This is a genomic window from Sphingomonas sp., assembly GCF_965200105.1.
GTDB lineage: Bacteria > Pseudomonadota > Alphaproteobacteria > Sphingomonadales > Sphingomonadaceae > Solisphingomonas.
The window spans coordinates 601,451-627,325 of record NZ_CBDATN010000002.1; the positions used below are offsets into that span (position 1 = coordinate 601,451).

Here is a 25,875-nt window from a genome sequence, read left to right on the forward strand (position 1 = left end):
CGGGCGCTCACGCCAGCGCCACGACGCTCGCCAGGATCACGCGGACGAGATCGGCCTGCCCGCGCGTGCCCGTCTTGGAATAGGCTCGCTTGGAATAGTGACGCGCCGTCTCGATCGTGAGGCCGAGATCCGCGGCGGCTTCGGCGATGCTGCGCCCCCGGCTGAGCGCCAGCGCCAGCCGCGCCTCGCCGCCCGAAAGCGCGAACAGGTCGCCGAGCTGCTCGACGCGGTGCGCGCTCGGCCCGGCGTCGCCGTGGAGGTAGGCGATGGCGACCGGCGTCGTGCCCCGTGACGCGACGCGCCCGTCCGCAGGCCGCAGCAGCAGATCAAACCAGGGCTCGTCGGACAGGTGGATGGCGCGCGGACGGGCGTGCGGATCTCCGGCGAAGCGGCGCAGCGTCTCGACGAGCGCGCGGTCCGCATCAGCCGAGGCCGCGACCAACCGGCCGTGCGCGCGGCGCAGCGCGGGCGAGCGCGCCAGCATCCGCTCGGCGCTGGCGTCGAGATCGACGACGCGGCCGTCGGCGGCGAGCGTCAGCCAGCCGAAGTCGAGGCGGCGGATCGCGTCCTCGGCGATGCCGCTGCGGAAGCGCTCGCGTTCGATCGTCGCGTAGGAGCGTAGCGCGATCGTCAGATGCGGGGCGAGGCCAGCGATCAGCGCGCCGTCGGCGGCGGCGAAGTCGCGTGCGGCGCGGGCCACGACGAACCAGCAGCCGAAGCCGCCCGATTCGACGATGCGGACGACGCGTGCGAAGCGGAAGCCGGCGGGTTCGAGTATCTCCGCGCGAAAGTGACGATCGCCGGGTTTGTGAACGTCCAGCGCCTCGTCGAGCGCATAGACCCGCTCAGGTCGGAGCTCGCCTTGGCGCACGGCGCGCGTGCCATGATCGAAAATTCGCCGATCGAGCCCGGCCATGCCGGGATCGCCGTCGTGCAGTTCGAAGGCGTCCGCGACCAGTGCGTCGGAGCGGCGGAACACCAGCCCGGCATGATCCGCGCGCACGCGCCGCCGGACACGCGCGAGGAAGGTCGCCCAGAGCGGCTCCTCGATCGCGCCCGCGTGGATCGCGGTGACGAGATCGAGTTCGTCGGGGTGACTGACGACCATGATCCTCCACCTCCCATATGGGAGGAGACGTTGCCCCAACGCGACTTATCTGATCACCCGGCGAATGCAAATGGAGGCGAGAGCGATGACGAGCGCGGCGAGGGCGCTGACGCACCTGGAGCGGTTGGAGGCGGAGGCGATCCATATCCTCCGCGAGGTGGTGTCGGAGTGCGAGCGGCCGGTGATGCTCTACTCGGTCGGCAAGGATTCGGCCGTGCTGCTGCACCTCGCCAAGAAGGCCTTCTACCCTTCGCCGCCGCCTTTCCCGCTGATGCACGTCGACACGACCTGGAAGTTCAAGGATATGTACGCGCTGCGCGAGAAGGCCGCGCGCGACGCCGGCATGGAGCTCATCGTCCATCAAAATCCCGACGCGCAGGCGCGGGGCATCAACCCGTTCGATCACGGCCCGCTCCACACCGACATGTGGAAGACCGAGGGGCTGAAGCAGGCGCTCGACAAGCATGGCTTCGACGCGGCGTTCGGCGGCGCGCGGCGCGACGAGGAGAAAAGCCGCGCCAAGGAACGGGTCTTCTCGTTCCGCTCGGCCTCGCATCGCTGGGATCCCAAGAACCAGCGGCCTGAACTCTGGAACCTGTACAACGCGCGCAAGGCCAAGGGGGAGTCGATCCGCGTCTTTCCGATCTCCAACTGGACCGAGCTCGACATCTGGCAGTACATCCAGCGTGAGGGCATCGAGATCGTGCCGCTCTACTTCGCGGCGCCTCGCCCGACAGTCGAGCGCGACGGGATGCTGCTGATGGTCGACGACGATCGCTTTCGCCTCAACGAGGGCGAGGAGCCGGTGACGCGCTCGATCCGCTTCCGCACGCTCGGCTGCTACCCGCTGACGGGCGCTGTGGAGAGCGAGGCGGCGACGTTGAGCGACGTCATCCAGGAGATGCTGCTCACCACCACGTCGGAACGACAGGGCCGCGCGATCGACAAGGATGCCGGCGACGCCAGCATGGAGAAGAAGAAGCAGGAGGGGTATTTCTGATGGCCAGCACCACCGCCGCCGACCCCATCTACCGGACCGACGCGCTGATCGCGGAGGACATCGACGCCTATCTGGAGACGCATCGCAACAAGTCGCTGCTGCGCTTCATCACCTGCGGATCGGTGGACGACGGCAAGTCGACGCTGATCGGGCGGCTGCTCTACGATTCGAAGATGATCTTCGAGGACCAGCTCGCCTCGCTGGAGGCGGATTCGAGGCGCGTCGGCACGCAGGGCGGCGAGATCGACTTCGCGCTGCTGGTCGACGGCCTCGCCGCCGAACGCGAGCAGGGCATCACCATCGACGTCGCCTACCGCTTCTTCGCCACGAGCACGCGCAAGTTCATCGTCGCCGACACGCCCGGCCACGAACAATATACCCGCAACATGGTGACGGGCGCCTCCACCGCCGACCTGGCCGTCATCCTGATCGATGCGAGGAAAGGCGTGCTGACGCAGACGCGGCGACACAGCTACCTCGCGCACCTGATCGGCATTCGCAACCTGGTGCTCGCGGTCAACAAGATGGATCTCGTCGGCTACGATCAGGCCGCCTACGACGCGATTGTCGCGGATTACCGCGCCTTCGCCGCCAGGATCGGCATCGAGCGGTTCACGCCCATCCCGATCTCGGGCTTCAAGGGCGACAACATCACCGCTCCGTCGGCCAATACGCCGTGGTACGACGGCCCGACGCTGATCGGCCACCTGGAGACGGTGGAGCTCGACGTCGCCGCCGATCGCGCCAAGCCGTTCGCGATGCCGGTGCAGTGGGTGAACCGCCCCAATCTCGACTTCCGCGGCTTCTCCGGCCTGATCGCCACCGGCGCGGCGAAGCCCGGCGACAAGGTGCGCATCCTGCCGTCCGGCCGCCAATCGACGATCGCGCGCATCGTCACCTTCGACGGCGATCTGGACGAGGGCGTCGCCGGCCAGTCGCTCACCCTCACGCTCGCCGACGAGATCGACTGCTCGCGCGGCGACGTGATCGCCGCCGCCGATCACCCGCCGCAGGTCTCCGATCAGTTCGAGGCGACGATCGTGTGGATGGCCGAGGAGGAGATGCTGCCCGGCCGCGCCTACTGGCTGAAGCTCGGCACGCAGACCGTATCGGCGGTGCTCCAGCAGCCCAAATACCAGGTCAACGTCAACACCATGGAGCATCTGGCGGCCAAGACGCTGGACCTGAACGCGATCGGCGTCGCCAACCTCTCCACCGACAGGTCGCTGATCTTCGAGCCCTATGCCGACAACCGTCAGCTCGGCGGCTTCATCCTGATCGACAAGCTCAGCAACGCGACCGTCGCGGCGGGGATGCTCAGCTTCTCGCTGCGCCGCGCGCAGAACGTCCACTGGCAGGCGACCGACATCGGCCGCGAGCAGCACGCCGCCTCGATGAACCAGACGCCCGCCGTGCTATGGTTCACGGGCCTCTCGGGCGCGGGCAAGTCCACGATCGCCAATCTAGTCGAGAAGAAGCTGGCGCGGATGAACCGCCACAGCTTCCTGCTCGACGGCGACAATGTGCGGCACGGGCTCAACAAGGATCTCGGCTTCACCGACGCGGACCGCGTGGAGAATATCCGCCGCGTCGGCGAGGTCGCCAAGCTTATGACCGATGCGGGGCTGATCGTCGTCACCGCGTTCATCTCACCCTTCCGCGCAGAGCGCGACATGGTGCGGCAGATGATGGCGCCGGGCGAGTTCTTCGAGATCCACATCGACACGCCGCTGGCCGAAGCCGAGGCGCGCGACGTGAAGGGCCTCTACAAGAAGGCGCGCGCCGGCCAGCTCGCCAATTTCACCGGCATCGACAGCCCCTACGAGCCGCCGGAGGAGCCCGAGATCCGCATCGACACGACGCTGCTGTCGCCCGACGAGGCGGCCGAACTCATCGTCGCCAGGCTGATCCCGTGAGCGGCCTCGATGACACCGCGCTCGCGAGGCTCGTCGCGACGACCGCCGGCGACATCCTGCTGCGCCTGCGCGCCTCCGGCCTGTTCGAGGGCAAGGCGCTGGGCAAGGCGGGGGACCGCACCGCCAACGCCTTCATCATGGAGGCGCTGGCGACGCAGCGGCCCCACGACGCCGTGCTCTCGGAGGAGGAGAAGGACAATGCCGCCCGCCTCTCCGCCAGCCGCGTGTGGATCGTCGATCCGCTCGACGGCACGCGCGAATATGGCGAGGGCCGCGAGGATTGGGCGGTGCACGTCGCGCTGGCGGTCGACGGTCGCGCGGTGCTGGGCGCGGTGGCCCTGCCCGGCTTGGGAGTGACGCTGTGCACCGGCGGCTGCCCGCCCGCGCCGGCGCCCGCGCAGACGCTGAGGATGCTCGTCAGCCGCACGCGTCCGGCGGCGGAGGCGGTCGCGGTGGCCGAGGCGCTCGGCGCCGAGCTGGTGCCGATGGGCTCGGCCGGCGCCAAGGCGATGGCGGTGGTGAGGGGCGAGGCCGACATCTACCTCCACTCGGGCGGCCAGTACGAATGGGACAATGCCGCGCCCGTCGCGGTGGCGGAGGCGGCCGGGCTGCACGCCAGCCGCGCCGACGGTTCGCCGCTCGTCTATAATTGCGACAACCCGTACCTGCCCGATCTGCTGATCTGCGACCGTGCGCTGAAGGATCGGGTGCTCGAGGCGTTGCGGGCTTATCAGGCGAAGATCGGCTAAACGCGCCCGAGATCGCATCGGCGAGGCTCCTATCGAGCCGCGCGTATCAGCGGCGGTGAGCACCTTGTGCCGCCCCGCCCCGGCGCGTAATCCCGCGCCTCATGCCCTCGCCGTCGCACCTCGCCGTGCCCCAGGGCGCGCACCCCTTCCCGCACCGCCACCTGCTCGGCATCGCTGGGCTGCGGCCGTGGGAGATCGCCGTTCTCCTCGACGAGGCGGAACAGTGGATCGAGCTCAACCGCCTCACCGCCAAGCATGACGATCGACTGGCGGGCCTCACCCAGATCAACGCCTTCTTCGAGAACTCGACGCGGACGCTGCTGTCGTTCGAGATCGCGGGAAAGCGGCTGGGGATGGATGTCGTCAACATGCATGCGGCCCAATCCAGCGTGAAGAAGGGCGAGACGCTGCTCGACACCACCGCGACGCTGAACGCGATGCGGCCCGACGTGATCGTCATCCGCCACGATATGTCGGGCGCGGTGGCGCTGATCGCCGACAAGGTGGACTGCCCAGTGTTGAACGCCGGCGACGGGCGGCACGAGCATCCGACGCAGGCGCTGCTCGACGCGCTCACCATCCGCCGCCGGATCGGGCGGATCGAGGGCACGGTGGTGACGATCTGCGGCGACGTGCTGCACAGCCGCGTCGCGCGCTCCGACATCCTGCTGCTTACCGCGCTGGGGGCCGAGGTTCGCGTCGCGGCCCCACCGACGCTGATGCCGGCCGCCGTCGATCGGCTGGCGGTGGCCGCCTACACCGATTTCGACGCCGCGCTCGAAGGCGCGGAGGTGGTGATGATGCTCCGCCTCCAGCTCGAACGGATGGAGGGCGGCTTCGTCGCGTCGCCGCGCGAGTATCATGCCTTCTACGGCCTCACCGCCGAGCGGCTGGCGCGCACCGCGCCCGACGCGCTCGTCATGCATCCCGGCCCGATGAACCGCGGCGTCGAGATCACCAGCGACATCGCCGACGACCCGAAACGCTCGGCAATCGTCGAGCAGGTCGAGATGGGGGTGGCCGTGCGCATGGCCTGCCTCGACGTGCTGACGCGCGCGCGGCGCCATGTCGAAGGCTGGGGCGCGGAGGGCTGGGCATGAGCATGCTCGCCATCCGCAACGGCCGCATCGTCGATCCCGTCGCGGCTACGGTGACGGAGGGCGGCGTGCTCGTCCGCGACGGGCTGATCGCGGAGGTCGGCGACATCGAGCACGGCACCTATCGCCGATCGGACGTGGTGGCGGACGCGCGCGGCGCGCTCATCCTGCCCGGCCTCGTCGACGTCGGCGCGTTCGCCGTCGATCCGGCGGCGGCGAAGGCGGGCGGCGTCAGCACCACCTTGCTGATGCCAGACCAGTCGCCGCCGCTCGACGATCCGGCGCTGATCCAGCACGCGGCCACGCAGGGCGCCGATCTCGCTGTCCACCCGATCGCGGCGGCGACGCGGGGCCTGGCGGGGCGGGAGCTTGCCGAGATCGGGCTGATGCGGCGGGCCGGCGCCGTCGCGGTGGCGACGGGGCGCGGGTGGATCGCCGATTCGGGGCTGATGCACCGCCTGCTCTCCTACGCCGCGGCGTTCGACCTCGTCGTGATCGCGCATCCCGAGGACGGCGGACTTGCGGGCCACGCGGTCGCGACCGACGGCGAGGTGGCGACGCGGCTCGGCCTCGCCTCTGCGCCCGCCGCCGCCGAGGCGATGGCGGTCGCGCGCGACCTGGCGTTGGCCGAGGAGACCGGGGCGCGGCTCCACTTCCGCCAGCTCACGACGGCGAGGGCGTTCGATCTCTTGCGCGCCGCGAAGCGGAGGAGCGTGCGCGTCACCTGCGGCGTCAGCCCCGCGCACCTGCTGCTCTCCGATCAGGCGACCGCGACCTTCCGCACCTTCGCGCGCCTGTCGCCGCCGCTCCGTTCGGAGGAAGACCGCAAGGCGGCGGTCGCGGCGGTGGGCGACGGCACCGTCGACATCCTGTGCTCCAACCACGATCCGCGCGGGCCGGAGGCCAAGCGCCTGCCTTTCGCCGCCGCCGAGCCGGGGATGGCGGGCGCGGCGACGCTCGCGACGCTGGCGCTGACGCTGGAGCGCGACGGCGTCGTCTCCCTCCCCCGCCTCGTCGCGATGATGACGAGCGAACCCGCGCGCCTGTTCGGCATCGACGCCGGTACGCTCGCGGTGGGCGCGCGCGCGGACCTCGCGATCCTCGACGACGGCCAGCCGTGGCGGATCGATGCCGAGACGCTGCCCGGCCTCGCCGGCAACACGCCGTTTGACGGGCTGCCCGTGCAGGGCCGCGTGCTGACGACGGTCGCCGCCGGTCGACCGCTCTAGCCGGCGCGCGCCTCGCTCATCGCCAGACGGTTGGCGCCCTCGCGCGAGGCCCATCGCCACGGCGTGTCGTTGCCGGCGGCGCGGACGAAGCAGGTGCCGCCGCCGGCGCGGACCTGGCGGCATAGCCCGGCCGCCCGCTCGCGCGTCGCGAAGCCGCCGACCGACAGGCGGACGACCGCCGCGCCCGACAGGCTCGTACGCCCGCGCACCGGCGCGAATGTGGCGATATTGGGGGACAGGCGCGAGGCACGCGTCCACGCCGCCTCCAGCGCGCCGGCACGCGCGTAGGCGCCGAGCTGGACCACCCAGCCGCCGCGATCGGGAGAACGCACGATCGTTCCGGGCGCGACGCCGGCGGGATCCGTCGCGACCCGAACGAGGCGAGGCGCTGCCGGTGCCGCGACGAGCACGGGCGTGGCGGCGGGGACGATGAACGGGATCGGCGCGGCGGCGACCGCCACCGGCGCGACGACGGAAATTAGGCGCGTGACGGGCGCCGGTACCGGCAAGGGAGCGCGCACCGGAGCGACGGCAACGCGCGCGGCGGGCATCGCGGGCGCAGGTGCTGCGGCGAGCGCGATCGGCGCGGAAGGCGCCGCCGTCGCGAGCGCGAGCATGGCGGGTCGCCCAGGATCGGCGACGGCGGACGCCGCGCCAAGCATCGAGGCGACCTGGACGCGCGGATTATTGGCGGCGGCGAGTTCGGCCCAGCCGGCAATCTGATCGCTGATGCGATCGGGCGCGGTATCCTGCATCGCGGTGCCCCGCGCCTCGCTCCACCGTCCGTCGAGCGCGAAGGCCAGCGCCAGGTTCTGCCGCCCGCGCGCGTCCGACTTGCCCGAGCGCACGAGATCGGAGAGCAGCGCGATCGCCCGTGTGCGATCGCCCGACAACGCGATGGCGAGGCCGAGATCGGCGTCGGACACTTGTCCGGAGAGCGTATCGAGCAGCGCCCGCGCCTCCACCGCACGGCCCTGCGCGATCTCGGCGAGCGCGAGATCGAAGCCGGCGCGCGGCTGGCCGGGCTTCAGCGCCAGCGTGTCGCGGAAGCTCGCCTCGGCCGACGCGAAGCGGCCGGCGGCGAGATAGGCTTGGCCCAGCAGCATGCGATAGGCGGCGTCGCGGGGGGACGCCGCCGCCGCGCGCTCGGCCATGCGGACCGCCTTCGCGCCGTCGTGCCGCGCCAGCGCCGCGCGAGCCTTGTCCGCCTGCCCGGCGGCTTCGGCATCCGCGTGCGGCGTCGTCTCGCCCAGCGAAGCGACATGGCCGGCGCCGGGATTGCAGCCGACCGTGACGGTGCCGAGCATCAGCGAGACGATCGCCGCGCGGCCGAGACGGGTGCGGGACATGAGCTCTTCCTCCTGAGGCGCCGGCGAAGCGGCACGTCTTCACGGGCGGAGCATCCGCGATCATGGCTAAGGTCGGGTTAATGGCGCGGATTGCGTTCACCGTTCCGGTGCGGTCATGCTAACGCGCGGTCTGTAGGGGCATGGAGGGGTTGATGCGGGGCTTGTGTCTGATGGCGGCGTCGATGGCGCTCGGCGGTGTCTCGCCTGCGTCCGCGCAGTCGGTGAAGGACGGCGTCGACGCCTGGCAACGCGGCGACTATCCCGCCGCCGTGCGCAGCTGGCGTCCGCTCGCCGAGAAGGGCGACCGCGACGCCGCGTTCGATCTCGCGCAGGCCTACAAGCTCGGGCGCGGCGTGCCGACCGACATGGCGCAGGCGAAGCAATGGTACGGCACGGCGGCGAAGGCAGGCCATCCGCAGGGCATCGCGAACTACGGCTTGCTGCTGTTCCAGGACGGCCAGCGGCGCGAGGCGATGCCGTGGGTCGACCGGGCGAGCACGGCGGGCGATCCGCGCGCGCAGTATGTGATGGGAACCGCGCTGTTCAACGGCGATCTCACGCCCAAGGACTGGCCGCGCGCCTACGCGCTGATGACGCGCGCGGGCGCCGCCGGTCTGCCGCAGGCGACGACCAGCCTCGCACAGATGGACCGCTTCCTCTCCGTCGCGGACAAGGCCAAAGGTAGGCAGCTCGCGAGCGCGATGGCGGCGCAGCCGATGCCGCCGATCGGCCGCCAGCTCGTCACGGCCGCAGGGTTAGGCCGCACCGCCGAGGCGCCTCCGCCCACGCAGGTGGCGGACGCCACGCCGCCCGTGAAGGCGGGCACGGCCAAGCCCGCCAAGCGCGTGGCGGCCGCCGCCGAGCCGACTCCAGCCAAGGCCACCCCGGGCAAAGCCGCCTCGACCAAATCGACCGTGGCCAACCAGAAATCAGATGTTGCAAAGCCGGCGGCGATCGCGACCGGCGGAAGTTGGCAGGTGCAGCTGGGCGCGTTCGGCTCCGAGGCGGCGGCGAAGACGGCCTGGGCATCGCTGTCGGGCAAGGCGCCGGCGCTGAAGGCGCTCCGCCCCACATACGGGAAGGCGGGCGCGATGGTGCGGCTGCGCGCGGCGGGGCTCTCCGATCGCGCCGCCGCCGACAGGGCGTGCGCGGCGGCGAAGGCGGCGGGCGCGGCCTGCTTCGCGGTGCCCGGCGGCGCTTAACCTTTTCTCGACGGGCGGCGTGGCATCACGGCGGCGAAAGGATCGCCCATGGCCTCGTCGTCGCGACCGTCGCTTCGTCCTGCCGCGTTCGCCAGCGCGTCGCTGCTCGTCGGCGATCGTCCGATCCCGGTGGTGCTGACGCGCGTGGACGGCACGGGCGCCTGCGTCGCGAGCGACACGCGGCTGCCGCTTGGCGCCGAGGTGACGCTGCGCCATGTCGATGCCGGCATGATCCCGGCCGAGGTGACGGCGATCGAGCCGGCCGGTCTGCGACTACGGTTCGAGCGCGGCGAGCATGCCATGGGCTTCGCGCTCGCGGTGCTGGCCGGCGGCGTCCACGCCCGCCGCCGCGACGCGGCCTAGACGCCGCGCGCCGCTCTGGCGCAGCCTGGCGACCTCGGCTTTCTTCGCCGGCGAAGGACCATCCCCTCCAAGGCTGATGCCGAGCGCGTCCGGCTCAGCGCGCACCAGCCGCACGTCCGAGCAGCGGGCGCCACCACGCCTCGTTGGCGAGATACCAACCCAGCGTCTCGGCGAAGCCCGTCGCGAAGTCGCGCGCCGGCGCGTAGCCGAGCTCGCCCCGGATCTTGGCCTCGTCGATCGCGTAGCGGCGGTCATGGCCCTTGCGATCCTCGACGAAGGTCTTGAGCTCGGCGGTCGGGCGGCTTCGCGCGGCGGGCGCCTCGGGAAAGCGCGTCGCGAGCGACGGATCGGCGGCGAAGGCGGCGTCTACCGTGCGGCAGATCTCCTCGATCACCGCCAGGTTGGGCAGTTCCTGCCCGCCGCCGACATTGTAGGTCTCCCCCACCCGGCCGCCGCGCAGGATCATCTCGATGCCGGCGCAATGATCGCCGACGTGCAGCCAGTCGCGCACGTTCATGCCGTCGCCGTAGATCGGCAGGGGCCGGCCGGAGAGCGCGTTCAGCGCGAACAGCGGGATCAGCTTCTCCGGAAACTGGTATGGCCCGTAGTTGTTCGAGCAGTTCGAGGTCGTCGTCTCCAGCCCGTAGGTATGGTGGTAGGCGCGCACGAGATGGTCCGAGCCCGCCTTCGACGCCGAGTAGGGCGAGTTGGGCTGGTAGCGCGTGTCCTCGCGGAAGGCGGCGTCGTCGGGGCCGAGCGAGCCGTACACCTCGTCGGTGGAGACGTGGTGGAAGCGGTGCGGGCGGCCGGTGCCCGTATCCAGCCACTCGGCCTTGGCCGCCTTCAGGAGGCTGTGCGTGCCGACGACGTTGGTGGTGACGAACGCGTCGGGTCCGGTGATCGAGCGATCGACATGGCTCTCCGCGGCGAAGTGGACGATGGTGTCCACGCCGCGCGCGGCAATCAGCCGGCGGACGAGGCCGGTGTCGCAGATGTCGCCGACGACGAGGTCGACGCCGTCCACCCCGTCCAGGCTGGCGCGATTGCCCGCGTAGGTGAGCGCGTCGAGCACGATCACCTCGTCCGCCGGCGCCGCGCGCCGCCAGTGGCGGACGAAGTTGGCGCCGATGAACCCCGCGCCGCCGGTTACGATCATGCTAGCCATCGGCCTGCACCCGATCGAGCATGGTGCGTAGCGCCACGCGCCAGTGCGGCGCCGGGCCGCCCAACGCGGCGTAGGTCGCACCGCAAGCCAGCACCGAGAAGGCCGGGCGCGTGGCAGGCGTCGGATAGTCGGCCGTCGCGATCGGCAGGACGGGGACCATCGTCTCCAGCAAGCCTCTCGCATCGGCCTCCTCCTGGATCGCAACCGCAAAATCGTACCAGCTCGCCGCCCCCGCGTCGGTATAGTGGTGGATGCCCGATGCTTCCTGGCCGATCAGCGTCCACAGGCACGCCGCCAGGTTGGGCGCGTAGGTGGGCGTGCCGATCTGATCGGCGACGACGCGCACCTCGTCGCGTTCGCGCATCAGCCGCAGCATGGTGCGCACGAAGTTGCCGCCCGCAGGCGCGTACACCCACGCCGTCCTGACGATCAGCGCGTCCCCGCCCGCCAGCCGCTCGCCCGCCAGCTTGGTGCGGCCGTAAGCGGAGAGCGGGTTGGGCGCGGCGTCGGGCACGTAAGGCATGCCGGCCAGCCCGTCGAACACGAAGTCGGTGGAGACGTGGGCGAGCCTGCACCCCGCCGCACGCGCCGCATCGGCGAGGTGGCCGACCGCGGTGGCGTTGATCGCGCGGGCGCGCGGCTCGTCGGCCTCGGCGCGGTCAACCGCGGTGTAGGCGGCGGCATTGACGATCCAGTCGGGCCGCTCCGCCTCCACCGCGCGCGCCACCGCGCGGGCGTCGGTGACGTCGAGCGTGTCGATGTCGTGCGCCGCCGCCTCGACGTCATCGGGCAGCGAGGCGAGGAGCGCGCGTCCGAGCTGGCCGTTCGCGCCCACGATCAGCGCTTTCACGACGCGTAGCCTGCGATCCCGGCGAAGGGCGTGCCCGCCGCATCCTTGGCCGAGACGATCGGCTCGATCCCGCCCAGCGGCCAATCGATGCCGAGCGCGGGATCGTTCCAGAGCAGGCTGTGCTCCGACGCGGGCTCGTAGAAAGCGGTGCATTTATAAAGGAAGTCGGTGCCATCCTCCAACGCCACGAAGCCGTGCGCGAAGCCGGGGGGCACCCAGAACATGCGCCGATTGGCGGCGGAGAGCTCGACGCCCGCCCACCGGCCGTAGCCGGACGACGAACGCCGCAGATCGACCACGACGTCCCACGCGCGCCCGGCGGTGACGCGGACCAGCTTGCCCTGCGGATTGGGGTTCTGGAAGTGGAGGCCGCGCAGCACCCCTTTCGCGGAGCGGCTGTGATTGTCCTGCACGAAGTCGAGGTCCAGACCGGCCTCGGCGAACGCCTGCCGGTTCCAGCTCTCCATGAAGAAGCCGCGATCGTCGCCGAAGACGCGCGGCTCGACGATCAGCGGGCCCGCAATCCCCGCGTCGAGGAGCTTCAAAACGGCCCCCCGCGATCGTCCAGCACGCGCAGCAGATAGTCGCCGTAGCCGCTCTTGCGCAGCGGTGCGGCCAGCGCCTCCAGCTGCGCGTCGTCGATAAAGCCCATCCGCCAGGCGATCTCCTCGGGGCAGCAGATCTTGAGGCCCTGCCGCTCCTCGGTGGTGCGGACGAAGTGCGCGGCGTCGATCAGCGAGGCGTGGGTGCCGGTGTCGAGCCAGGCGTAGCCGCGCCCCATGATCTCGACGTGGAGCGCGCCCTCCTGAAGATAGCGGCGGTTGAGATCGGTGATCTCGAGCTCGCCTCGGGCGCTGGGCGTCAAGCCCCGCGCCAGCTCGACCGCGCGGCCGTCGTAGAAGTAGAGTCCGGTCACCGCATAGTGGCTGCGCGGACGCTCGGGCTTCTCCTCGATCGTGTCGACCCGGCCGTCTCCGTCGAACGAGATGACGCCATATTGGCTGGGATCGGTGACGTAGTAGCCGAACACGGTCGCGCCGGTGTCGCGTGCGGACGCCTTCTCCAGCAGGTCGGTGAAGCCGTGACCCCAGAACACGTTATCGCCGAGCACCAGCGCAGACGGCGCGTCGCCCACGAAGTCCGCGCCGATATGATAGGCCTGTGCCAATCCCTCGGGTTTCGGCTGGACGGCGTAGCGGATCTCCATGCCCCAGGCGGCGCCATCGCCGAGCAGCTCCTGGAAGGCAGGCCGATCGTGCGGCGTGGTGATGACCAGCACCTCGCGGATGCCGGCGAGCATCAGCGTGGACAGCGGGTAGTAGATCATCGGCTTGTCGAAGACGGGCATGAGCTGCTTCGAAACGGCCCGCGTCAGCGGATAAAGGCGCGTGCCGGAGCCGCCGGCCAGGATGATGCCCTTGCGCAAACCTCGTCCCCCTTCCCGTTCGCGGGATAGGGGGCGAGCCTGGTGGGAGCAAGGACGAAGCTCGGTGGTTTACCCCCACGGAACGCGATGCCTTTGCCTTCGCGGATCGATCGGACTAGAGGCCTCGTCGTGCGCACCCCCGGTAGGATCCTGCTGCGCGCGGCGCCGGCGCTACTCGCCGCCGTGCTCGCGCTCGATATCGCGCTGATGCTCCGTTCGCCCAGCCTGTGGATGCTGCCGGCGGTGCTCGCCGGCTGGTATGCGGCGGACCTCATGTCGGGCGTCGTCCACATGTATATGGACTATCGGCCATGCCCGCCGCTGCCGGGGCTCAACGCCATGTTCTTCTACGAAGGCGCGCGCGACTCGGAGGAGTATATCGCGCTGCGCGACGAGACCTTCGCCTCGCTCGGCCCGTTCGAGCGGCTGGTCTACGACTTCAAGAACCATCATCCCCGGCCCGACGCGCTCGGCCGGCGATCGCTCCGCATCACCACCGAGCCGACGGTGCTGTTCACGACGCTGCCCTTCGCGCTCGGCGCGAACATGCTGGCCGGCGCGCTGGCGCTGGCGGGGATCGCGACGCCCGGCTGGGCGATCGCGGGCATGATCGCCTTCGTGCTCGGCGCCACCTTCGCTCAATATTTTCATGGTTCGCTGCACCGCGAGGACGTGCCGTGGTTGGTCCGCGCGATGCGCCGCGCCCGGCTGCTGATGCGGCCGGAGGATCATGTCGCGCACCACGACACGCTGACGCGGGATTTCTCGACGATCAACGGCTGGTCCAACCCGCCGCTCAACCTCATCTTCCGCACGCTGCGGCAGAAGGGTCGGCTGCGCGACGAGGGGCTGATCCCGCGCTAGCGGCCCGAACCGCCGGCGCGGAAACGGCTATTCGGCAGCGGCGAGACGGCGCTCGGGCGGCCGCTCCAGCTCGCGCAGGCGGGCCTCTTCCTCGACCATATAATCCCGGATCACCGGCACCGCGTCGCGATGCTTCAGGTATTGGAGCTGCCAGTTGACGAGGCCGCCATAGCGGAACGCCGCCTCGGCGCCCGCCAGGTAGAATTGCCACATCCGGAAGAAACGGCGATCGTAGAGGCGGACGATCTCCTCCTCCGCCGCGTTCGTGCGGTGATACCATTCCTCCAGCGTGTAGGCGTAGTGGTAGCGCAGCGCCTCGACGTCCGAGACGATCCAGCCGTGCCGCTCCGCCTCGCCGACGAGCTCCGACAGCGCGGGGATGTAGCCGCCGGGGAAGATGTATTTGCGCGTCCACTTGTCGGTGGCGCCCGGCGCGCCCATGCGGCCGCAGCAGTGCGACACCATCACGCCGTCGGGCGCGAGCAGCTCGCGGGTGCGGCGGAAGAAGCCAGGATAACTGGGCGTGCCGAGATGCTCGATGAGCCCGACCGACACGATCCGGTCGAACGGACCGGGCACGTCGCGATAGTCCTGCAGTTCGAACTTCACGCGCGACGACACGCCGTCGGCCGCCGCGCGTTCCTTGCAGAAGGCGATCTGATCGGGCGCGAGCGCGATGCCGACCACGTCGACATCGTAGGTGCGGTGGAGATAGAGCGCCAGCCCGCCCCAGCCGCAGCCGATGTCGAGCACGCGCATGCCCGGCTTCAGGTGCAGCTTGGCGGCGAGGTGCGCCTTCTTGTCGAGCTGCGCCTGCTCCAGGCTGTCGGCGGGATCACGGTAATAGGCGCAGGTATATTGCCGGTCCTCGTCAAGGAACAGCTCGTACAAGCGTCGGGTGAGATTGTAGGTATGCTCGGCGTTGCGCTTGGAGCGATCGCGCCAGTTGACCTGATCGAGCCTCGCCGAGACGCGGTCGCCCAAGCGCCGCACCAGCCCGCGCGCGGCGAGCGGGCCGCCATCCTCCTCAGGCGCGTTCTCGGAGACGAGCAGCGCCAGCTCGCGAATGTCACCTTCCTCGACGACGAGCCGGCCATCCATATAGGCCTCGCCCGCGCCGACGCGCGGATAGCGCGCTATGTGCGCGGCGGCGCCGCGATCGGTTAGCCGCACGGTGACGCGACGGCCCCCGTCGCCGGCCTCCCCATAGCGACGGATGCGCCCGTCGTGATCGATGACGGTCAGCTCGCCCTTGCGGACGGTACGGCGCAACATCTGGTCCAGGAGCCACATGCGGCGGAGCATAGCTGGACCTTACGTGAAGGCAATGGAGCCGTCGCATATCCCGGCGTGGGACAACCGCGCCAACCTGGGTAAATCTAGGCCGCATTCGGCGCGGTCGCGAGGAACGCGCGCGGCAGTCAGCGCGTCTTCCGGGCTATGCCTGCCGTATGTCGCCTCTTCGCCTGGGATCATCCCGCCCAGGACGAGCTCCGCTCGCTCCTTCACGACCACGTGGCCGACGCCGTCTTTCCTTGCGTGGGTGCCAAGGCCGCGCTCGCTCGCGGGACGCTGGAGGTTCTCGCCGCACGCAGCCTCGACAGCGCGTGGGACGACGTCCGCATCCACGACGAACTGATGCGCTTCGCTGGCGACTATCGTCGCGATCCCGCGCTCTACCGGAGCTTCGCCGTGGTGTTTGAGGGACCGGACGGGCTCGACGAGGCGGCGTTCGAGCGGCTGCTGTGGCAACGCGTGCAGTCGCTCTCCGACAAGGACGTGTGGCGCGGCCAGTCCTACGACGCCTCGGTCAGCGCCGATCCGGACAGTCCGCATTTCTCGCTGAGCTTCGGGGGCGAGGCCTTCTTCGTCGTCGGCCTTCACCCCAACGCCAGCCGCCCGGCACGGCGCTTCTCGCGGCCGGCCCTCGTCTTCAACCTGCACGACCAGTTCGAGACGTTGCGCGAGCAGCGGAAATATGAAGGGATGCGCGAGAAGATCATGGTCCGGGACGAGGCGCTGGCAGGTTCGCGCAACCCGATGCTCCAGCGCCACGGCGAGGCGAGCGAGGCGCCGCAATATAGCGGCCGCGTCGTTCCGGCGGACTGGCGCTGCCCGTTCCACTACAGCGGCGGCCAGAACGACGGGCGATCGTGAGCGAGACGATCGAGATACCGGAGCGTAGCGGCACCGCCTTCCGGCTGTCGTGCGGCGATCGGCTCACGGTGATCGATCCGAGAGGCGTGCAGGTGGCCGACCTGCTCGCCTTCAACGCCGACGACGTGGACGAGGCGATATCGTCGGGGCGCACGCTCGACTATGCCGAGACGATCCGGCTGACGACCGGCCACGCGCTCTACTCCAACCGCTCGAACGCGATGCTGGAGATCGTGGAAGACACGGTCGGCGTGCATGATTTCCTACTCACGCCGTGCAGCCACGCGACGTTCGCGCATTTCTACCCCGATCTGCCGACGCATCGCGGCTGCTTCGGCAACCTGGCCGCGGCGCTCGTGCCCTACGGGATTGGCGAGGATCGCATCCCCGTCGCCTTCAACTGCTTCATGAACGTGCCCGTGGATGGCGCGACCGGACGGCTCAGCGTGCTGCCGCCGGTCAGCAAGGCCGGCGACCGGATCGTGTTCCGCGCCGCCATGGATCTGATCGTGGGCCTTACCGCCTGCTCGGCGCCCGCTTCCAACGGCGGCAGCTTCAAGCCCATTCACTACCGGATCGACGCCGCGTGATCGAGCGCGACGACGAGCGCTGGATGCGGCTCGCGATCGAGACGGCCACCCAGCGCGGCAGCGACCCCGCAGACACGCCGATCGGCGCGGTGATCGTGCGAGACGGCCGCGTGCTCGCCGCCTCGATCAACATGACCGAGCAGGATTGCGATCCGACGGCGCACGCCGAGATGGTCGCGATCCGCGCCGCGGGCGCCAAGCTCGGCAACATGGAGTTGCGCGGCGCCACGCTCTATTCCACGCTCCAGCCCTGCGGCATGTGCACGATGGCATCGATCTGGGCGAAGGTCGGCCGCGTCGTCTATGGCGCGGGGCGCGGAGACGTGCATCCCATGTATTTCGAGGACCGGCAGATCGACACGCTCGACTTCGTCCGCGATGCCTGGCGCGGCGACCTGATGTTCGAGGGCTGCTGCCTGCGCGACGAATGCGCGGCGCTTTACTATGGCCCAGACGACGAGGTGCCGGTGGAGGATCAGGGCAACGTCTGAGCGGCGCGCTTTCGTCGTGGCTTAAGCGTGAAGGCGCGAAGGGGCGTAGGCCTTCGGATCGATCTCCTCGACGCTGGCATGGGGTGCCGTGCCGGAGAGCAGTGCGGCGCCGATCCGCGCGGCGGCGGGTGCGGTCTGGATGCCGAAGCCGCCCTGCCCCGCGAACCAGAAGAAGCCGGGCATCGCCACGTCGAAGCCGTAGACGGGGAGCCGATCGGGCGCGAAGCTCCTCAGGCCTGCCCAGCGCCGTTCCACCGCTTCCACGCGCCAGTCGACGACGCCGCGAAACCGATCGATGGCGGTGGCGACGTCGATCTCGTCGGGCGCCGCGTCGCAGGGCTCGCTGGGTGTCTCGTCGTGCGGCGACAACCACGCTCGCCCGCCCGCCTCGGCCTTGAAGTAGAAGCGACCGGCGGCATCCATCACCAGCGGCAGGTCTGCGGGCGCCGGCGGGTCGGTACGGAGCTGCGCCACGGTGCGGCGATAGGCGCGGATGCCGAGCGGCGCGGCCCCCGCCATCGCCGCCACCGCGTCCGCCCAGGCGCCGGCGGCGTTCACCAGCACGTCCGCCTCGATGGCGGCCGCACCTGCCGCGATCCGCCAGCGCGCCCCCTCGCGCAAGGCAGACCGCAGCGGGGCGGCGCAGAGCAACGTCACGCCGCCGCGCCGCGCCATCCGCAGATAGGCGTGGTGGAGCGCCGCCACGTCGATATCGGCGGTGCTGGGCTCGAGCAATCCACGCCAGCCGGCGCCGCGCAGCCCCGGCAGCAACGCCGCCACTTCCCCGCCCTCCACCGGCCGCAGTGCGACTCCCTTGCCCGCGAACGCCCTCGCCAGCGCGTCCAGCGCCGCCTCGCCTCCACCGCTGGCGAGGTGGAGCGCGCCGCGCATGCGCAGGAAGCCCGCATCGGCGAACTCCGCCGGCGGCGCCGCGAGCAGATCGCGCGAAGCGGTGGTGAGCGGCTGCACGCCCGGCCCACCATAGGTCTCGGACCAGAAGGCGGCGGACCGGCCGGTGGCGTGGTAGCCGGGCCGCTCCTCGGCCTCGATCAGCACCACCGAGGCGTGGCGCGCGAGTTCGGCGGCGAGGCTCGCGCCCGCCATGCCGGCGCCGACGATCGCCACGTCGACGCGCCTCATGCTGTCCCGTCCGTCGCCATGGTTCCCGGTTACGGTTTGGCAAGCGCCCGCGTCTAGGGTCTCGCGCCATGCAGGTCGTCATCCACATGCTGCTCGCCATCGGCCTCGTCGCCGCGCTCGGCATCGCGATCTGGACGGACCTGCGCGCACGCATCATTCCGAACTGGCTCAACGCGGGCATCGCGCTCTCCGCGCCGCTATGGTGGTGGTCGATCGGACTATCGCCCTGGCCCGGTGCCGCGATCCAGCTCGGGCTGGCGGCGATCGCGCTCGCGCTGTTCGTCGCGGCGTTCGCGGCGGGCGCGATGGGCGGCGGCGACGTCAAGCTGATCGCTGCGCTCGGCCTGTGGCTGCTCCCGCCCGATTTCCTGCGGATGCTGGTGTGGATGTCGGTGGCGGGCGGAATCGTGACCGTCGCGACGCTCGCCTGGCACCGCCTCGCCCGCGCGGAGGGCAGGCCCGAGATTCCCTACGGCGTCGCGATCGCCTGCGCGACGGTTCCCATCTTCGCCGAACGATATCTTTACCAATTCGGGTGATGAGTCCGCCTGACCAAAGGCTTGCCCGGGGACGATCGACGTCATGGATGCAAAGAAGCTGATCCTGCTGGTCGGCGCGCTCTTCACGGCGGCGATCACCGCCGTCATGGCCAAGCACATGGCCGGCACCAGCGCCGCGCCCGTCGTGATGGCGGCGGCGCCCGCGCAGCCGGTGGGTCCGCAGGTGCTGGTTGCCACGAAGCCCCTGCCCGTCGGCACCATCCTCGGGCCGGACAGCATCCGCTTCCAGCCTTGGCCCAAGGATCTGATCGACGGCGCCTACTATGTGCGCGGCGCGCCCAACGTCGAGGTCGCAAAGCTCCAGGGCACGGTCGTCAGGAACGCGATCACGGCGGGCCAGCCGATCACGCAGGGCTCGCTGGTGGCGCCGGGCGATCGCGGCTTCCTCGCCGCCGCGCTGACGCCGGGGATGCGCGCCGTGACCGTCTCAGTGTCGGCGGCCACCTCGGTCGCGGGCTTCATCTTCCCGGGCGACCGCGTCGATGTGCTGTTGAGCCAGGACGTGAGCGGCACCGACGGCGGCCAAGGCCTCAAGGCCACCGAGACGATCGTCCGCAACGTCCGCGTGCTCGCCACCGATCAGCGCACCGACAACGAGCCCAACCCGCAAGGCCGCACCGACGTGCGCGGCTTCTCGCTCGTCACCGTCGAGGCGACGCCCAAGCTCGCCGAGAAGATCGCGGTGGCCGAGAAGATCGGGACGCTGTCGCTGTCGCTGCGCCCGCTCGCCGACGACACGCAGGAGCTGGAGCGCGCGATCGCGTCCGGCGACCTCAAGGTGCCCGCCGGCACCGATCCGGGCGCCGAGAACAGGATGCTGCTCGATCTCGCGTCGAAGCCGCAGGACACCAACACCACCGTCACCACCGGCGGCGAGGTCTCGCGCTTCCAGCGTTCGACGATGCCGCCGCAGAAGACCGTGACGGGTGGCCTCGGCGCCGCGCCGCCGGCCGCCGCGCCGGCCGCCGCACCGGCACCTGCGGTGCCCGCGGGGCCATCGATCCGGGTATCGCGCGGCACCGCGGTCTCGCTCATGCCGATCCGGGGATAAGACGATGACGAAGCACCCCTTCCCGCGCCGCGCGATGCCCGGATGGGCGCTCGGCTCCGCGCTCGCCGCCGCGCTGGCGGTTGGCCTTGCCGCCACGCCCGCCACGCCGCTCGCCGCCGCACCTGCCCATAGCCGCTTGTCGGGCGGCGACGCCGCCGACGCCGACGCCTCGCCTTCACGGGCGATCACGCTGTCGACCGGCCAAGGCCAGCTCATCAACCTGCCGCGCGCGATCAGCGACGTATTCGTCGCCGACGACAAGGTGGCCGACGTCCAGCCGCGCACCGCAACCCGCCTGTACGTGTTCGGCAAGGCAGCCGGCGAGACGACGCTCAGCGCCACAGACAAATCGGGCGCGGTCGTGTTCCAGGCGACGGTGCGCGTCGGCACCAACATGTCGGGCCTCGGCCAGATGCTGAAGATCACCATGCCCGGATCGCAGATCGTCGCGACGCCGATGAACGGCCTCGTCGTGCTCACCGGCACGGTGGCGGCCCCCGACGACATCGAGGAGGCCAACCGCCTCGTCCAGGCCTTCGTCGGCAAGGACACTACCGTCGTCACCCGCATCAAGACCTCGACGCCGCTCCAGGTGATGCTGCGCGTCCGCTTCTCCGAGGTGAACCGGGACATGTCGAAGGCGATCGGCTTCAACTTCCTTACCCGCGACACCTCGGGCGGCTTCGGTCTGGGCGCCTCGCAGAGCGGCGCCAGCCTGGGCGGCACGATCAGCACTGTGCCGGGCACGCGCGGCTCGAACACCATCGACTCCAACGGCGCGTCGGTTGGCGACACGATCTACTCGCTCGCTCAGGCGGCGTCGGGAACGACGCGCTTCGGCTTCTTCGGCCACGTGCTGGGACTCGATATCCTTTCCGCCCTCGATCTCGCGGAGACCGATGGCTACGCGACCACGCTCGCCCAGCCGACCCTCACCACCATGTCGGGCGAGACCGCGAGCTTCCTCGCCGGCGGCGAAATCCCGATCCCGGTGCCGCAATATCAGGGCGTCACGACGATCGAGTACAAGCAGTACGGCGTGAGTTTGGCGTTCACGCCCACCGTGCTCGGCGACGGCCGCATCTCGCTGCGCGTCCGTCCGGAGGTCAGCCAGCTCACCTCGTCGACCGTGTCGATCAACGGCTACTCGATCCCGGGCCTCACCACCCGGCGGGCGGAGACGACCGTCGAGCTCGGCTCGGGGCAGAGCTTCGCGATCGGCGGGCTGCTCAGCAACAACACCAACAACTCGGTCAGCAAGGCGCCATTCCTGGGCGACCTTCCGATCATCGGCCAGCTCTTCCGCTCGAACGGCTGGAAGCGCTCGGAAACCGAGCTCGTGATCGTCGTCACGCCCTATCTCGTGAAGCCGGTCAGCGACAGCCGCATCGCGCTGCCCACCGACGGCTTCCGCCAATCGACCGATCTGAGCCAGCTCCTGGTCGGCCAGCAGGCCGCGGGCAGCCCCAAGTCGAAGCGTGCCAAGCCTGTCGCCGAAACGCCCATCAACGCGCCGACGCCCACCGCCTCGGGGGCCGCGCTGCCCGCCGCCGATCGCAGGTCGAAGGCCGCCGGCGCCGCGCCCGGCCCCGGCTTCTCGTTCAACTGATGCCGCCCGCGAGGATCGTCGCCATGAACCACCGCTTCCGTATCGTCGCCGCCGCGACGCTGGCGCTCGCGCTCGCTGGCGTCGCGCAGGCGCAGGATCGCGCCGATTACAATCGCTCGGTAAACTCGGTCCACCAGCCGATCGTCAGCCGCACCGACTATTCGTTCGACGTGACGCTCGCCGGCGATGCGCTCGCCGTCGGCGAGGATCGCCGGCTCGGCACTTGGTTCGATATGCTCGATCTCGGCTATGGCGATACCGTCACCGTCGCGCGCGCCGGCGTCGGCGCGCGCGGCACGCCCGATGGCATCGGGGGGGTGCTGTCGCGCTACGGCATGCTCGTCTCGGCCGACGCCGCGCCGCCCTCCGTTGGGGCGCCCGCGCCCGGCAGCGCGCGCATCGTCGTCAGCCGTGCCGTGGCCCGCGTCGAGGGCTGCCCCGATTGGTCGCGCGGCAACCTCGCGGAGTTCGATGGCGCGTCGCAGTCGAACTATGGCTGCGCCGCCGCGCAGAACCTCGCCGCGATGATCGCCGACCCGCAGGATCTCGTCCGGGGCGCCGAGGCGCACGGCGCCAGCGACGCGCGGCTCAGCGTCAAGGCGGTCGCCACGTGGCGCGACGCCCCCACCACCGGCAAGGCCGGACTGACGGCAGTCAAGTCCAAGGGGGACAATTGATGAACGCGCCCTTTCATCCGCGCGGCACGGCGGCGCGCGAGCCGTTCGCGGCGTTCGTCTGCGACGAGGCGACGGCGGAGGCGCTGCGTCCGATCGCGTCCGAGATGGGATGGCAGCCCGAGAAGGTCACGCGCGGCGGCCTGCGCAACGCGGTGCAGACGCTCGCCGTATCGGCCAGCCCGTCGATCCTGTTCGTCGACATGTCCGAATCGGGCGATCCGCTGAACGACATCAACGCGCTCGCCGAGGTGTGCGAGCCCGGCACCATCGTCATCGCCGCCGGCCAGGTGAACGACGTCCGCCTCTACCGCGATCTCGTCTCCAGCGGCATCCAGGATTATCTGCTGAAGCCGTTCAACGCCGACCAGGTGCGCGAGGCGATCGCGCACGCGCAGTTGACCCTCGCCGGTCCGCGCGTCGGCGTGGAAGTCCCGTCCGAGCGCGCGCACGCGATGATCGCGGTGATCGGCGTGCGAGGCGGCGTCGGCTGCTCGACGATCGCTTCGTCGCTGGGCTGGCTGCTCGGCGAGGCGGAGGGTCGCTCCACAGCGCTGCTCGACCTCGACGTCCATTTCGGCTCGGCGGCGCTCGCCTTCGACGTCGAGCCGGGCCGCGGCCTGACCGACGCGATCGACAATCCCGGCCGCATCGACGGGCTGTTCATCGAGCGCGCGATGGTGAAGGCCACGCCTAAATTGTCGCTGCTCTCGGCGGAGGCGCCGCTCAACCACCCGCTCGTCACCGACGGCTCGGCCTTCTTCCAGCTTCAGGAGGAACTGCGCGGCGCGTTCGAGATGACCGTGCTCGACCTGCCGCGCCACATGCTCATCCAGCACCCCCACCTGCTCCACGACGCGCAGGCGGTCGTGCTGGTCGTCGAGATGACGCTGGCGGGCGCGCGCGACACGATCCGGATGCTGTCCTGGTTCAAGGCGAACGTACCCGGCGTCGCAGTCCTGCTCCTCGCCAACCGGGTGGCGGGCAGCGCCGCCGAGATCAGCCGCAAGGAGTTCGAGGAATCGATCGAGCGCAAGATCGACCTGTGCATGCCCTATGATCCCAAGCTCGTCGCGCAGGCCGCCAAGCTCGGCAAGCCCGTCGCCGAGGTCGGCAAGGCGGGCAAGACGACCTCGCCGCTGATCGATCTGGCGCGGCGCTGCACCGTCATCGCGGACGGCGCCGGCGGGGCATCGAAGGAGAAGGCTTCGGCCAAGTCGCTCATCGACCTGTTCGGCGAGCTCAGGTCCAAGCTGCCCGCGCGCAAGCCCAAGCCGAAAGCGAAGTAGGAGCCGACGCGCATGTGGCTCATGATGCTGATGCCGTTCAGCGCGGCGCTGGCCTTCCTGATGATCGCGGTCGCGGTGTCGAGCCCGTCGACGGGCAAGGCCAAGTCGCGGCGCGTGGAGAGCATCCGCGTGCGGCATGGCTCGGGGGGGACGATCACCGCGCAGGCGCAGCTCCGCCGCATTCAGGGCAAAGGCGAGACGCGCCTCGACGCCTATGTCTACCGGCTGCTGCCCAACCCCGACAAGCTGCGCCAGCGGCTGGCGCAGACCGGCAAGGAATGGTCGCTCGGCCAATTCATGGGCGCCTCCGCGCTGCTCGCGTCGGTGCTGGCCGGCGTGCTGCTGTTCAAGGGCGCGCCGGTGCTGCTCGCGCTGTTCGTTGGGCTGGCGGTCGGCTTCGGGCTGCCGCACAAGGCGATCGGCATCCTCATCAAGCGCCGCGTCAACAAGTTCACCGCCAAGTTCCCCGACGCGATCGAGCTGCTCGTACGCGGCCTGCGATCGGGCCTGCCGATCAGCGAGACGCTCAACATCGTCGGCGCCGAAGTGCCGGGGCCGGTGGGCGTCGAGTTCCGGCTGATCGCCGACCGCATCAAGATCGGCCGCACGATGGAGGCGGCCCTCCAGGAGACGGCGGACCGGCTCGGCACGCCCGAGTTCCAGTTCTTCACGATCACGCTCGCGATCCAGCGCGAGACGGGCGGCAACCTCGCCGAGACGCTGTCGAACCTGGCCGAGGTGCTGCGCAAGCGCGCGCAGATGAAGCTCAAGATCCGCGCCATGTCGTCGGAATCGAAGGCGTCTGCCTACATCGTCGGCTCGCTGCCCTTCTTCGTGTTCGGCGCGGTGTGGTTCGTCAACTATTCCTACATCGGCCAGTTCTTCGTGCAGACGCGGCTGATGATCGCCGGCAGCCTGGCGCTCGTCTGGATGGCGATCGGCGCCTTCATCATGGCCAAGATGGTCAGCTTCGAGATCTGAGCGGGAGTGAGCATGCAACCTGCGACGATCCTGGGAATACCCGTCACCGCGCTCGCGACGATGTTCGCAGGGATGGCGATGCTCGCCGTGGTGGTAGCGATCTACGCCGCCACGAGCGTGCGCGATCCGATGGTGAAGCGTGTGAAGGCGCTCAACGAGCGGCGCGAGCAGCTCAAGCTCGGCATCACCGCCTCCACTTCCAAGCGCCGCCAGTCGATCGCCCCGCGCAAGAAGGCGACGGATCGGATGCGTACCGCGCTCTCGTCGCTGCGCATCCTCCAGGACGAGCAGCTCAAGGCCGCGCAGTTGAAGCTGGCGCAGGCGGGCATCCGGTCCAAGGACGCCGCCGTCGCGGTGATCTTCGCGCGCCTGACGATGCCGATCTTCCTGGGCGGCACGATGGTGGTGGGCGTCTACCTGCTCGGCTGGTTCGCGGACTACAGCCCGCTCAAGCGCTACCTGATCGTCGCGGGCTCGCTGATCGGCAGCTACAAGGCGCCCGATATCTGGCTGAAGAACAAGGTCACCAAGCGCTCGCATGCCATCCGCAAGGGCCTGCCCGACGCGCTCGACCTGCTCGTCATCTGCGCGGAGGCGGGATTGACGGTGGACGCCGCGTTCAACCGCGTCTCCCGCGAGCTCGGCAAGGCCTATCCCGAGCTGGGCGAGGAGTTCATGCTGACCGCGATCGAGCTCGGCTTCCTCACCGAGCGCCGGCAAGCCTTCGAGAACCTCGCGAGCCGCATAAATCTCGATCACGTCCGCGGCGTCGTCACCACCATGATCCAGACCGAGAAGTATGGCACCCCGCTCGCCTCCGCACTGCGCGTGCTCTCGGCGGAGTTCCGCAACGAGCGCATGATGCGCGCCGAGGAGAAGGCGGCGCGGCTGCCGGCGATCATGACGGTGCCGCTGATCTGCTTCATCCTGCCGGTGCTGTTCGTCGTGATCCTGGGGCCGGCGGCCTGCTCGATCTCGGACGCGATGAAGACCAGCCTCTAGGCGCGGATTCCAG

At 70.3% G+C, this 25,875-nt stretch carries 26 protein-coding genes; 18 read left to right on the plus strand and 8 right to left on the minus strand.

Annotation, left to right across the window (positions count from 1 at the left end):
* Nucleotides 1–7 precede the first annotated feature (7 nt).
* Nucleotides 8–1,108 (minus strand): helix-turn-helix transcriptional regulator, encoded by a 1,101-nt coding sequence (locus ACOFKX_RS04180; protein ID WP_419825823.1) that lies wholly within the window; start codon nt 1,106–1,108, stop codon nt 8–10.
* Between the two features lie 85 nt (nt 1,109–1,193).
* Here ACOFKX_RS04180 and cysD point away from each other — a divergent pair, with 85 nt between their 5' ends.
* From cysD to ACOFKX_RS04205, 5 genes are all read left to right on the plus strand, one after another.
* Nucleotides 1,194–2,108 (plus strand): sulfate adenylyltransferase subunit CysD, encoded by a 915-nt coding sequence (gene cysD, locus ACOFKX_RS04185; protein ID WP_419825824.1) that lies wholly within the window; start codon nt 1,194–1,196, stop codon nt 2,106–2,108.
* Nucleotides 2,108–4,024 carry a sulfate adenylyltransferase subunit CysN gene (cysN, locus tag ACOFKX_RS04190; RefSeq protein ID WP_419825825.1) on the plus strand — a complete coding sequence of 639 codons (1,917 nt, stop codon included), beginning with the start codon at nt 2,108–2,110 and terminating at the stop codon, nt 4,022–4,024. The genes cysD and cysN overlap by 1 nt, the downstream gene beginning before the upstream one ends.
* The gene (locus ACOFKX_RS04195) at nt 4,021–4,773 is read left to right on the plus strand and encodes a 3'(2'),5'-bisphosphate nucleotidase CysQ (protein WP_419825826.1); all 753 of its coding nucleotides are present in this window, start codon (nt 4,021–4,023) and stop codon (nt 4,771–4,773) included. Before cysN ends, ACOFKX_RS04195 begins: the two co-directional genes overlap by 4 nt.
* A 101-nt stretch (nt 4,774–4,874) precedes the next feature.
* A complete protein-coding gene (locus ACOFKX_RS04200; RefSeq protein ID WP_419825827.1) occupies nt 4,875–5,873 on the plus strand; it encodes an aspartate carbamoyltransferase catalytic subunit in 999 nt (332 codons plus the stop codon).
* On the plus strand, nt 5,870–7,099 hold the full coding sequence (locus ACOFKX_RS04205) for a dihydroorotase (protein ID WP_419825828.1): 1,230 nt from the start codon (nt 5,870–5,872) through the stop codon (nt 7,097–7,099). The genes ACOFKX_RS04200 and ACOFKX_RS04205 overlap by 4 nt, the downstream gene beginning before the upstream one ends.
* Here ACOFKX_RS04205 and ACOFKX_RS04210 read toward each other — a convergent pair.
* Nucleotides 7,096–8,448: a tetratricopeptide repeat protein gene (locus tag ACOFKX_RS04210; protein WP_419825829.1), complete on the minus strand. Its 1,353-nt coding sequence runs from the start codon at nt 8,446–8,448 to the stop codon at nt 7,096–7,098. The genes ACOFKX_RS04205 and ACOFKX_RS04210 overlap by 4 nt on opposite strands.
* Before the next feature lie 152 nt (nt 8,449–8,600).
* Between ACOFKX_RS04210 and ACOFKX_RS04215 the strand changes: the two genes are divergently transcribed.
* Together ACOFKX_RS04215 and ACOFKX_RS04220 are read left to right on the plus strand one after the other, a co-directional pair.
* A complete protein-coding gene (locus ACOFKX_RS04215) occupies nt 8,601–9,650 on the plus strand; it encodes an SPOR domain-containing protein (RefSeq protein WP_419825830.1) in 1,050 nt (349 codons plus the stop codon).
* Between the two features lie 48 nt (nt 9,651–9,698).
* On the plus strand, nt 9,699–10,013 hold the full coding sequence (locus ACOFKX_RS04220) for a hypothetical protein (RefSeq protein ID WP_419825831.1): 315 nt from the start codon (nt 9,699–9,701) through the stop codon (nt 10,011–10,013).
* Between the two features lie 94 nt (nt 10,014–10,107).
* Here ACOFKX_RS04220 and rfbB read toward each other — a convergent pair whose 3' ends face one another.
* From rfbB to rfbA, 4 genes are read right to left on the minus strand one after another with little or no spacing between them, the layout of a single operon-like run.
* The gene (gene rfbB, locus ACOFKX_RS04225; protein ID WP_419825832.1) at nt 10,108–11,178 is read right to left on the minus strand and encodes a dTDP-glucose 4,6-dehydratase; all 1,071 of its coding nucleotides are present in this window, start codon (nt 11,176–11,178) and stop codon (nt 10,108–10,110) included.
* Nucleotides 11,171–12,028: a dTDP-4-dehydrorhamnose reductase gene (rfbD, locus tag ACOFKX_RS04230; protein ID WP_419825833.1), complete on the minus strand. Its 858-nt coding sequence runs from the start codon at nt 12,026–12,028 to the stop codon at nt 11,171–11,173. The genes rfbB and rfbD overlap by 8 nt, the downstream gene beginning before the upstream one ends.
* Nucleotides 12,025–12,573 (minus strand): dTDP-4-dehydrorhamnose 3,5-epimerase, encoded by a 549-nt coding sequence (gene rfbC / locus ACOFKX_RS04235; protein ID WP_419825834.1) that lies wholly within the window; start codon nt 12,571–12,573, stop codon nt 12,025–12,027. Before rfbC ends, rfbD begins: the two co-directional genes overlap by 4 nt.
* Entirely contained in the window at nt 12,570–13,454 is an 885-nt protein-coding gene (rfbA, locus tag ACOFKX_RS04240; RefSeq protein ID WP_419825835.1) for a glucose-1-phosphate thymidylyltransferase RfbA, read from the minus strand. The genes rfbC and rfbA overlap by 4 nt, the downstream gene beginning before the upstream one ends.
* Before the next feature lie 129 nt (nt 13,455–13,583).
* Between rfbA and ACOFKX_RS04245 the strand changes: the two genes are divergently transcribed.
* On the plus strand, nt 13,584–14,318 hold the full coding sequence (locus ACOFKX_RS04245; RefSeq protein ID WP_419825836.1) for a fatty acid desaturase CarF family protein: 735 nt from the start codon (nt 13,584–13,586) through the stop codon (nt 14,316–14,318).
* A 27-nt stretch (nt 14,319–14,345) separates the two neighbouring features.
* On the opposite strand, the gene ACOFKX_RS04250 is transcribed toward ACOFKX_RS04245, so the two are convergent.
* Nucleotides 14,346–15,611: a class I SAM-dependent methyltransferase gene (locus tag ACOFKX_RS04250; RefSeq protein ID WP_419825837.1), complete on the minus strand. Its 1,266-nt coding sequence runs from the start codon at nt 15,609–15,611 to the stop codon at nt 14,346–14,348.
* Nucleotides 15,612–15,758: 147 nt separating this feature from the next.
* On the opposite strand from ACOFKX_RS04250, the gene gntA reads away from it, so the two are divergent.
* Genes gntA through ACOFKX_RS04265 form a run of 3 tightly spaced genes read left to right on the plus strand, consistent with a single transcriptional unit; the run spans nt 15,759 to nt 17,556 of the window.
* Entirely contained in the window at nt 15,759–16,475 is a 717-nt protein-coding gene (gene gntA / locus ACOFKX_RS04255) for a guanitoxin biosynthesis heme-dependent pre-guanitoxin N-hydroxylase GntA (RefSeq protein WP_419825838.1), read from the plus strand.
* Nucleotides 16,472–17,065 (plus strand): DUF1989 domain-containing protein, encoded by a 594-nt coding sequence (locus ACOFKX_RS04260; protein WP_419825839.1) that lies wholly within the window; start codon nt 16,472–16,474, stop codon nt 17,063–17,065. The genes gntA and ACOFKX_RS04260 overlap by 4 nt, the downstream gene beginning before the upstream one ends.
* Entirely contained in the window at nt 17,062–17,556 is a 495-nt protein-coding gene (locus ACOFKX_RS04265; protein WP_419825840.1) for a nucleoside deaminase, read from the plus strand. Before ACOFKX_RS04260 ends, ACOFKX_RS04265 begins: the two co-directional genes overlap by 4 nt.
* A gap of 21 nt (nt 17,557–17,577) precedes the next feature.
* Here ACOFKX_RS04265 and ACOFKX_RS04270 read toward each other — a convergent pair whose 3' ends face one another.
* A complete protein-coding gene (locus ACOFKX_RS04270) occupies nt 17,578–18,696 on the minus strand; it encodes an NAD(P)/FAD-dependent oxidoreductase (RefSeq protein ID WP_419825841.1) in 1,119 nt (372 codons plus the stop codon).
* A gap of 68 nt (nt 18,697–18,764) precedes the next feature.
* On the opposite strand from ACOFKX_RS04270, the gene ACOFKX_RS04275 reads away from it, so the two are divergent.
* From ACOFKX_RS04275 to ACOFKX_RS04305, 7 genes are read left to right on the plus strand one after another with little or no spacing between them, the layout of a single operon-like run.
* Nucleotides 18,765–19,235 carry an A24 family peptidase gene (locus ACOFKX_RS04275; RefSeq protein WP_419825842.1) on the plus strand — a complete coding sequence of 157 codons (471 nt, stop codon included), beginning with the start codon at nt 18,765–18,767 and terminating at the stop codon, nt 19,233–19,235.
* 43 nt (nt 19,236–19,278) lie between these two features.
* Entirely contained in the window at nt 19,279–20,307 is a 1,029-nt protein-coding gene (cpaB, locus tag ACOFKX_RS04280) for a Flp pilus assembly protein CpaB (protein ID WP_419825843.1), read from the plus strand.
* A gap of 4 nt (nt 20,308–20,311) precedes the next feature.
* Nucleotides 20,312–21,916 (plus strand): type II and III secretion system protein family protein, encoded by a 1,605-nt coding sequence (locus tag ACOFKX_RS04285; RefSeq protein WP_419825844.1) that lies wholly within the window; start codon nt 20,312–20,314, stop codon nt 21,914–21,916.
* A 23-nt stretch (nt 21,917–21,939) separates the two neighbouring features.
* The gene (locus tag ACOFKX_RS04290; RefSeq protein ID WP_419825845.1) at nt 21,940–22,593 is read left to right on the plus strand and encodes a CpaD family pilus assembly lipoprotein; all 654 of its coding nucleotides are present in this window, start codon (nt 21,940–21,942) and stop codon (nt 22,591–22,593) included.
* On the plus strand, nt 22,593–23,879 hold the full coding sequence (locus tag ACOFKX_RS04295; protein WP_419825846.1) for a cellulose synthase operon protein YhjQ/BcsQ: 1,287 nt from the start codon (nt 22,593–22,595) through the stop codon (nt 23,877–23,879). Before ACOFKX_RS04290 ends, ACOFKX_RS04295 begins: the two co-directional genes overlap by 1 nt.
* A 12-nt stretch (nt 23,880–23,891) precedes the next feature.
* On the plus strand, nt 23,892–24,860 hold the full coding sequence (locus ACOFKX_RS04300) for a type II secretion system F family protein (RefSeq protein ID WP_419825847.1): 969 nt from the start codon (nt 23,892–23,894) through the stop codon (nt 24,858–24,860).
* Nucleotides 24,861–24,872: 12 nt separating this feature from the next.
* On the plus strand, nt 24,873–25,862 hold the full coding sequence (locus ACOFKX_RS04305) for a type II secretion system F family protein (protein WP_419825848.1): 990 nt from the start codon (nt 24,873–24,875) through the stop codon (nt 25,860–25,862).
* Nucleotides 25,863–25,875: the final 13 nt, after the last annotated feature.

Excerpts from the sequence above, each read along its gene's own strand:
- gntA (WP_419825838.1), top strand. The coding sequence starts at position 15,759 with ATGCCTGCCGTATGTCGCCTCTTCGCCTGGGATCATCCCGCCCAGGAC.
- ACOFKX_RS04270 (WP_419825841.1), bottom strand. The coding sequence starts at position 18,696 with ATGAGGCGCGTCGACGTGGCGATCGTCGGCGCCGGCATGGCGGGCGCG.
- ACOFKX_RS04305 (WP_419825848.1), top strand. The coding sequence starts at position 24,873 with ATGCAACCTGCGACGATCCTGGGAATACCCGTCACCGCGCTCGCGACG.
- ACOFKX_RS04250 (WP_419825837.1), bottom strand. The coding sequence starts at position 15,611 with ATGTGGCTCCTGGACCAGATGTTGCGCCGTACCGTCCGCAAGGGCGAG.
- ACOFKX_RS04200 (WP_419825827.1), top strand. The coding sequence starts at position 4,875 with ATGCCCTCGCCGTCGCACCTCGCCGTGCCCCAGGGCGCGCACCCCTTC.
- ACOFKX_RS04215 (WP_419825830.1), top strand. The coding sequence starts at position 8,601 with ATGCGGGGCTTGTGTCTGATGGCGGCGTCGATGGCGCTCGGCGGTGTC.
- ACOFKX_RS04205 (WP_419825828.1), top strand. The coding sequence starts at position 5,870 with ATGAGCATGCTCGCCATCCGCAACGGCCGCATCGTCGATCCCGTCGCG.
- ACOFKX_RS04210 (WP_419825829.1), bottom strand. The coding sequence starts at position 8,448 with ATGTCCCGCACCCGTCTCGGCCGCGCGGCGATCGTCTCGCTGATGCTC.
- rfbB (WP_419825832.1), bottom strand. The coding sequence starts at position 11,178 with ATGGCTAGCATGATCGTAACCGGCGGCGCGGGGTTCATCGGCGCCAAC.
- ACOFKX_RS04300 (WP_419825847.1), top strand. The coding sequence starts at position 23,892 with ATGTGGCTCATGATGCTGATGCCGTTCAGCGCGGCGCTGGCCTTCCTG.
- cpaB (WP_419825843.1), top strand. The coding sequence starts at position 19,279 with ATGGATGCAAAGAAGCTGATCCTGCTGGTCGGCGCGCTCTTCACGGCG.
- ACOFKX_RS04220 (WP_419825831.1), top strand. The coding sequence starts at position 9,699 with ATGGCCTCGTCGTCGCGACCGTCGCTTCGTCCTGCCGCGTTCGCCAGC.
- cysN (WP_419825825.1), top strand. The coding sequence starts at position 2,108 with ATGGCCAGCACCACCGCCGCCGACCCCATCTACCGGACCGACGCGCTG.
- ACOFKX_RS04285 (WP_419825844.1), top strand. The coding sequence starts at position 20,312 with ATGACGAAGCACCCCTTCCCGCGCCGCGCGATGCCCGGATGGGCGCTC.
- ACOFKX_RS04180 (WP_419825823.1), bottom strand. The coding sequence starts at position 1,108 with ATGGTCGTCAGTCACCCCGACGAACTCGATCTCGTCACCGCGATCCAC.
- cysD (WP_419825824.1), top strand. The coding sequence starts at position 1,194 with ATGACGAGCGCGGCGAGGGCGCTGACGCACCTGGAGCGGTTGGAGGCG.
- ACOFKX_RS04295 (WP_419825846.1), top strand. The coding sequence starts at position 22,593 with ATGAACGCGCCCTTTCATCCGCGCGGCACGGCGGCGCGCGAGCCGTTC.
- ACOFKX_RS04275 (WP_419825842.1), top strand. The coding sequence starts at position 18,765 with ATGCAGGTCGTCATCCACATGCTGCTCGCCATCGGCCTCGTCGCCGCG.
- ACOFKX_RS04290 (WP_419825845.1), top strand. The coding sequence starts at position 21,940 with ATGAACCACCGCTTCCGTATCGTCGCCGCCGCGACGCTGGCGCTCGCG.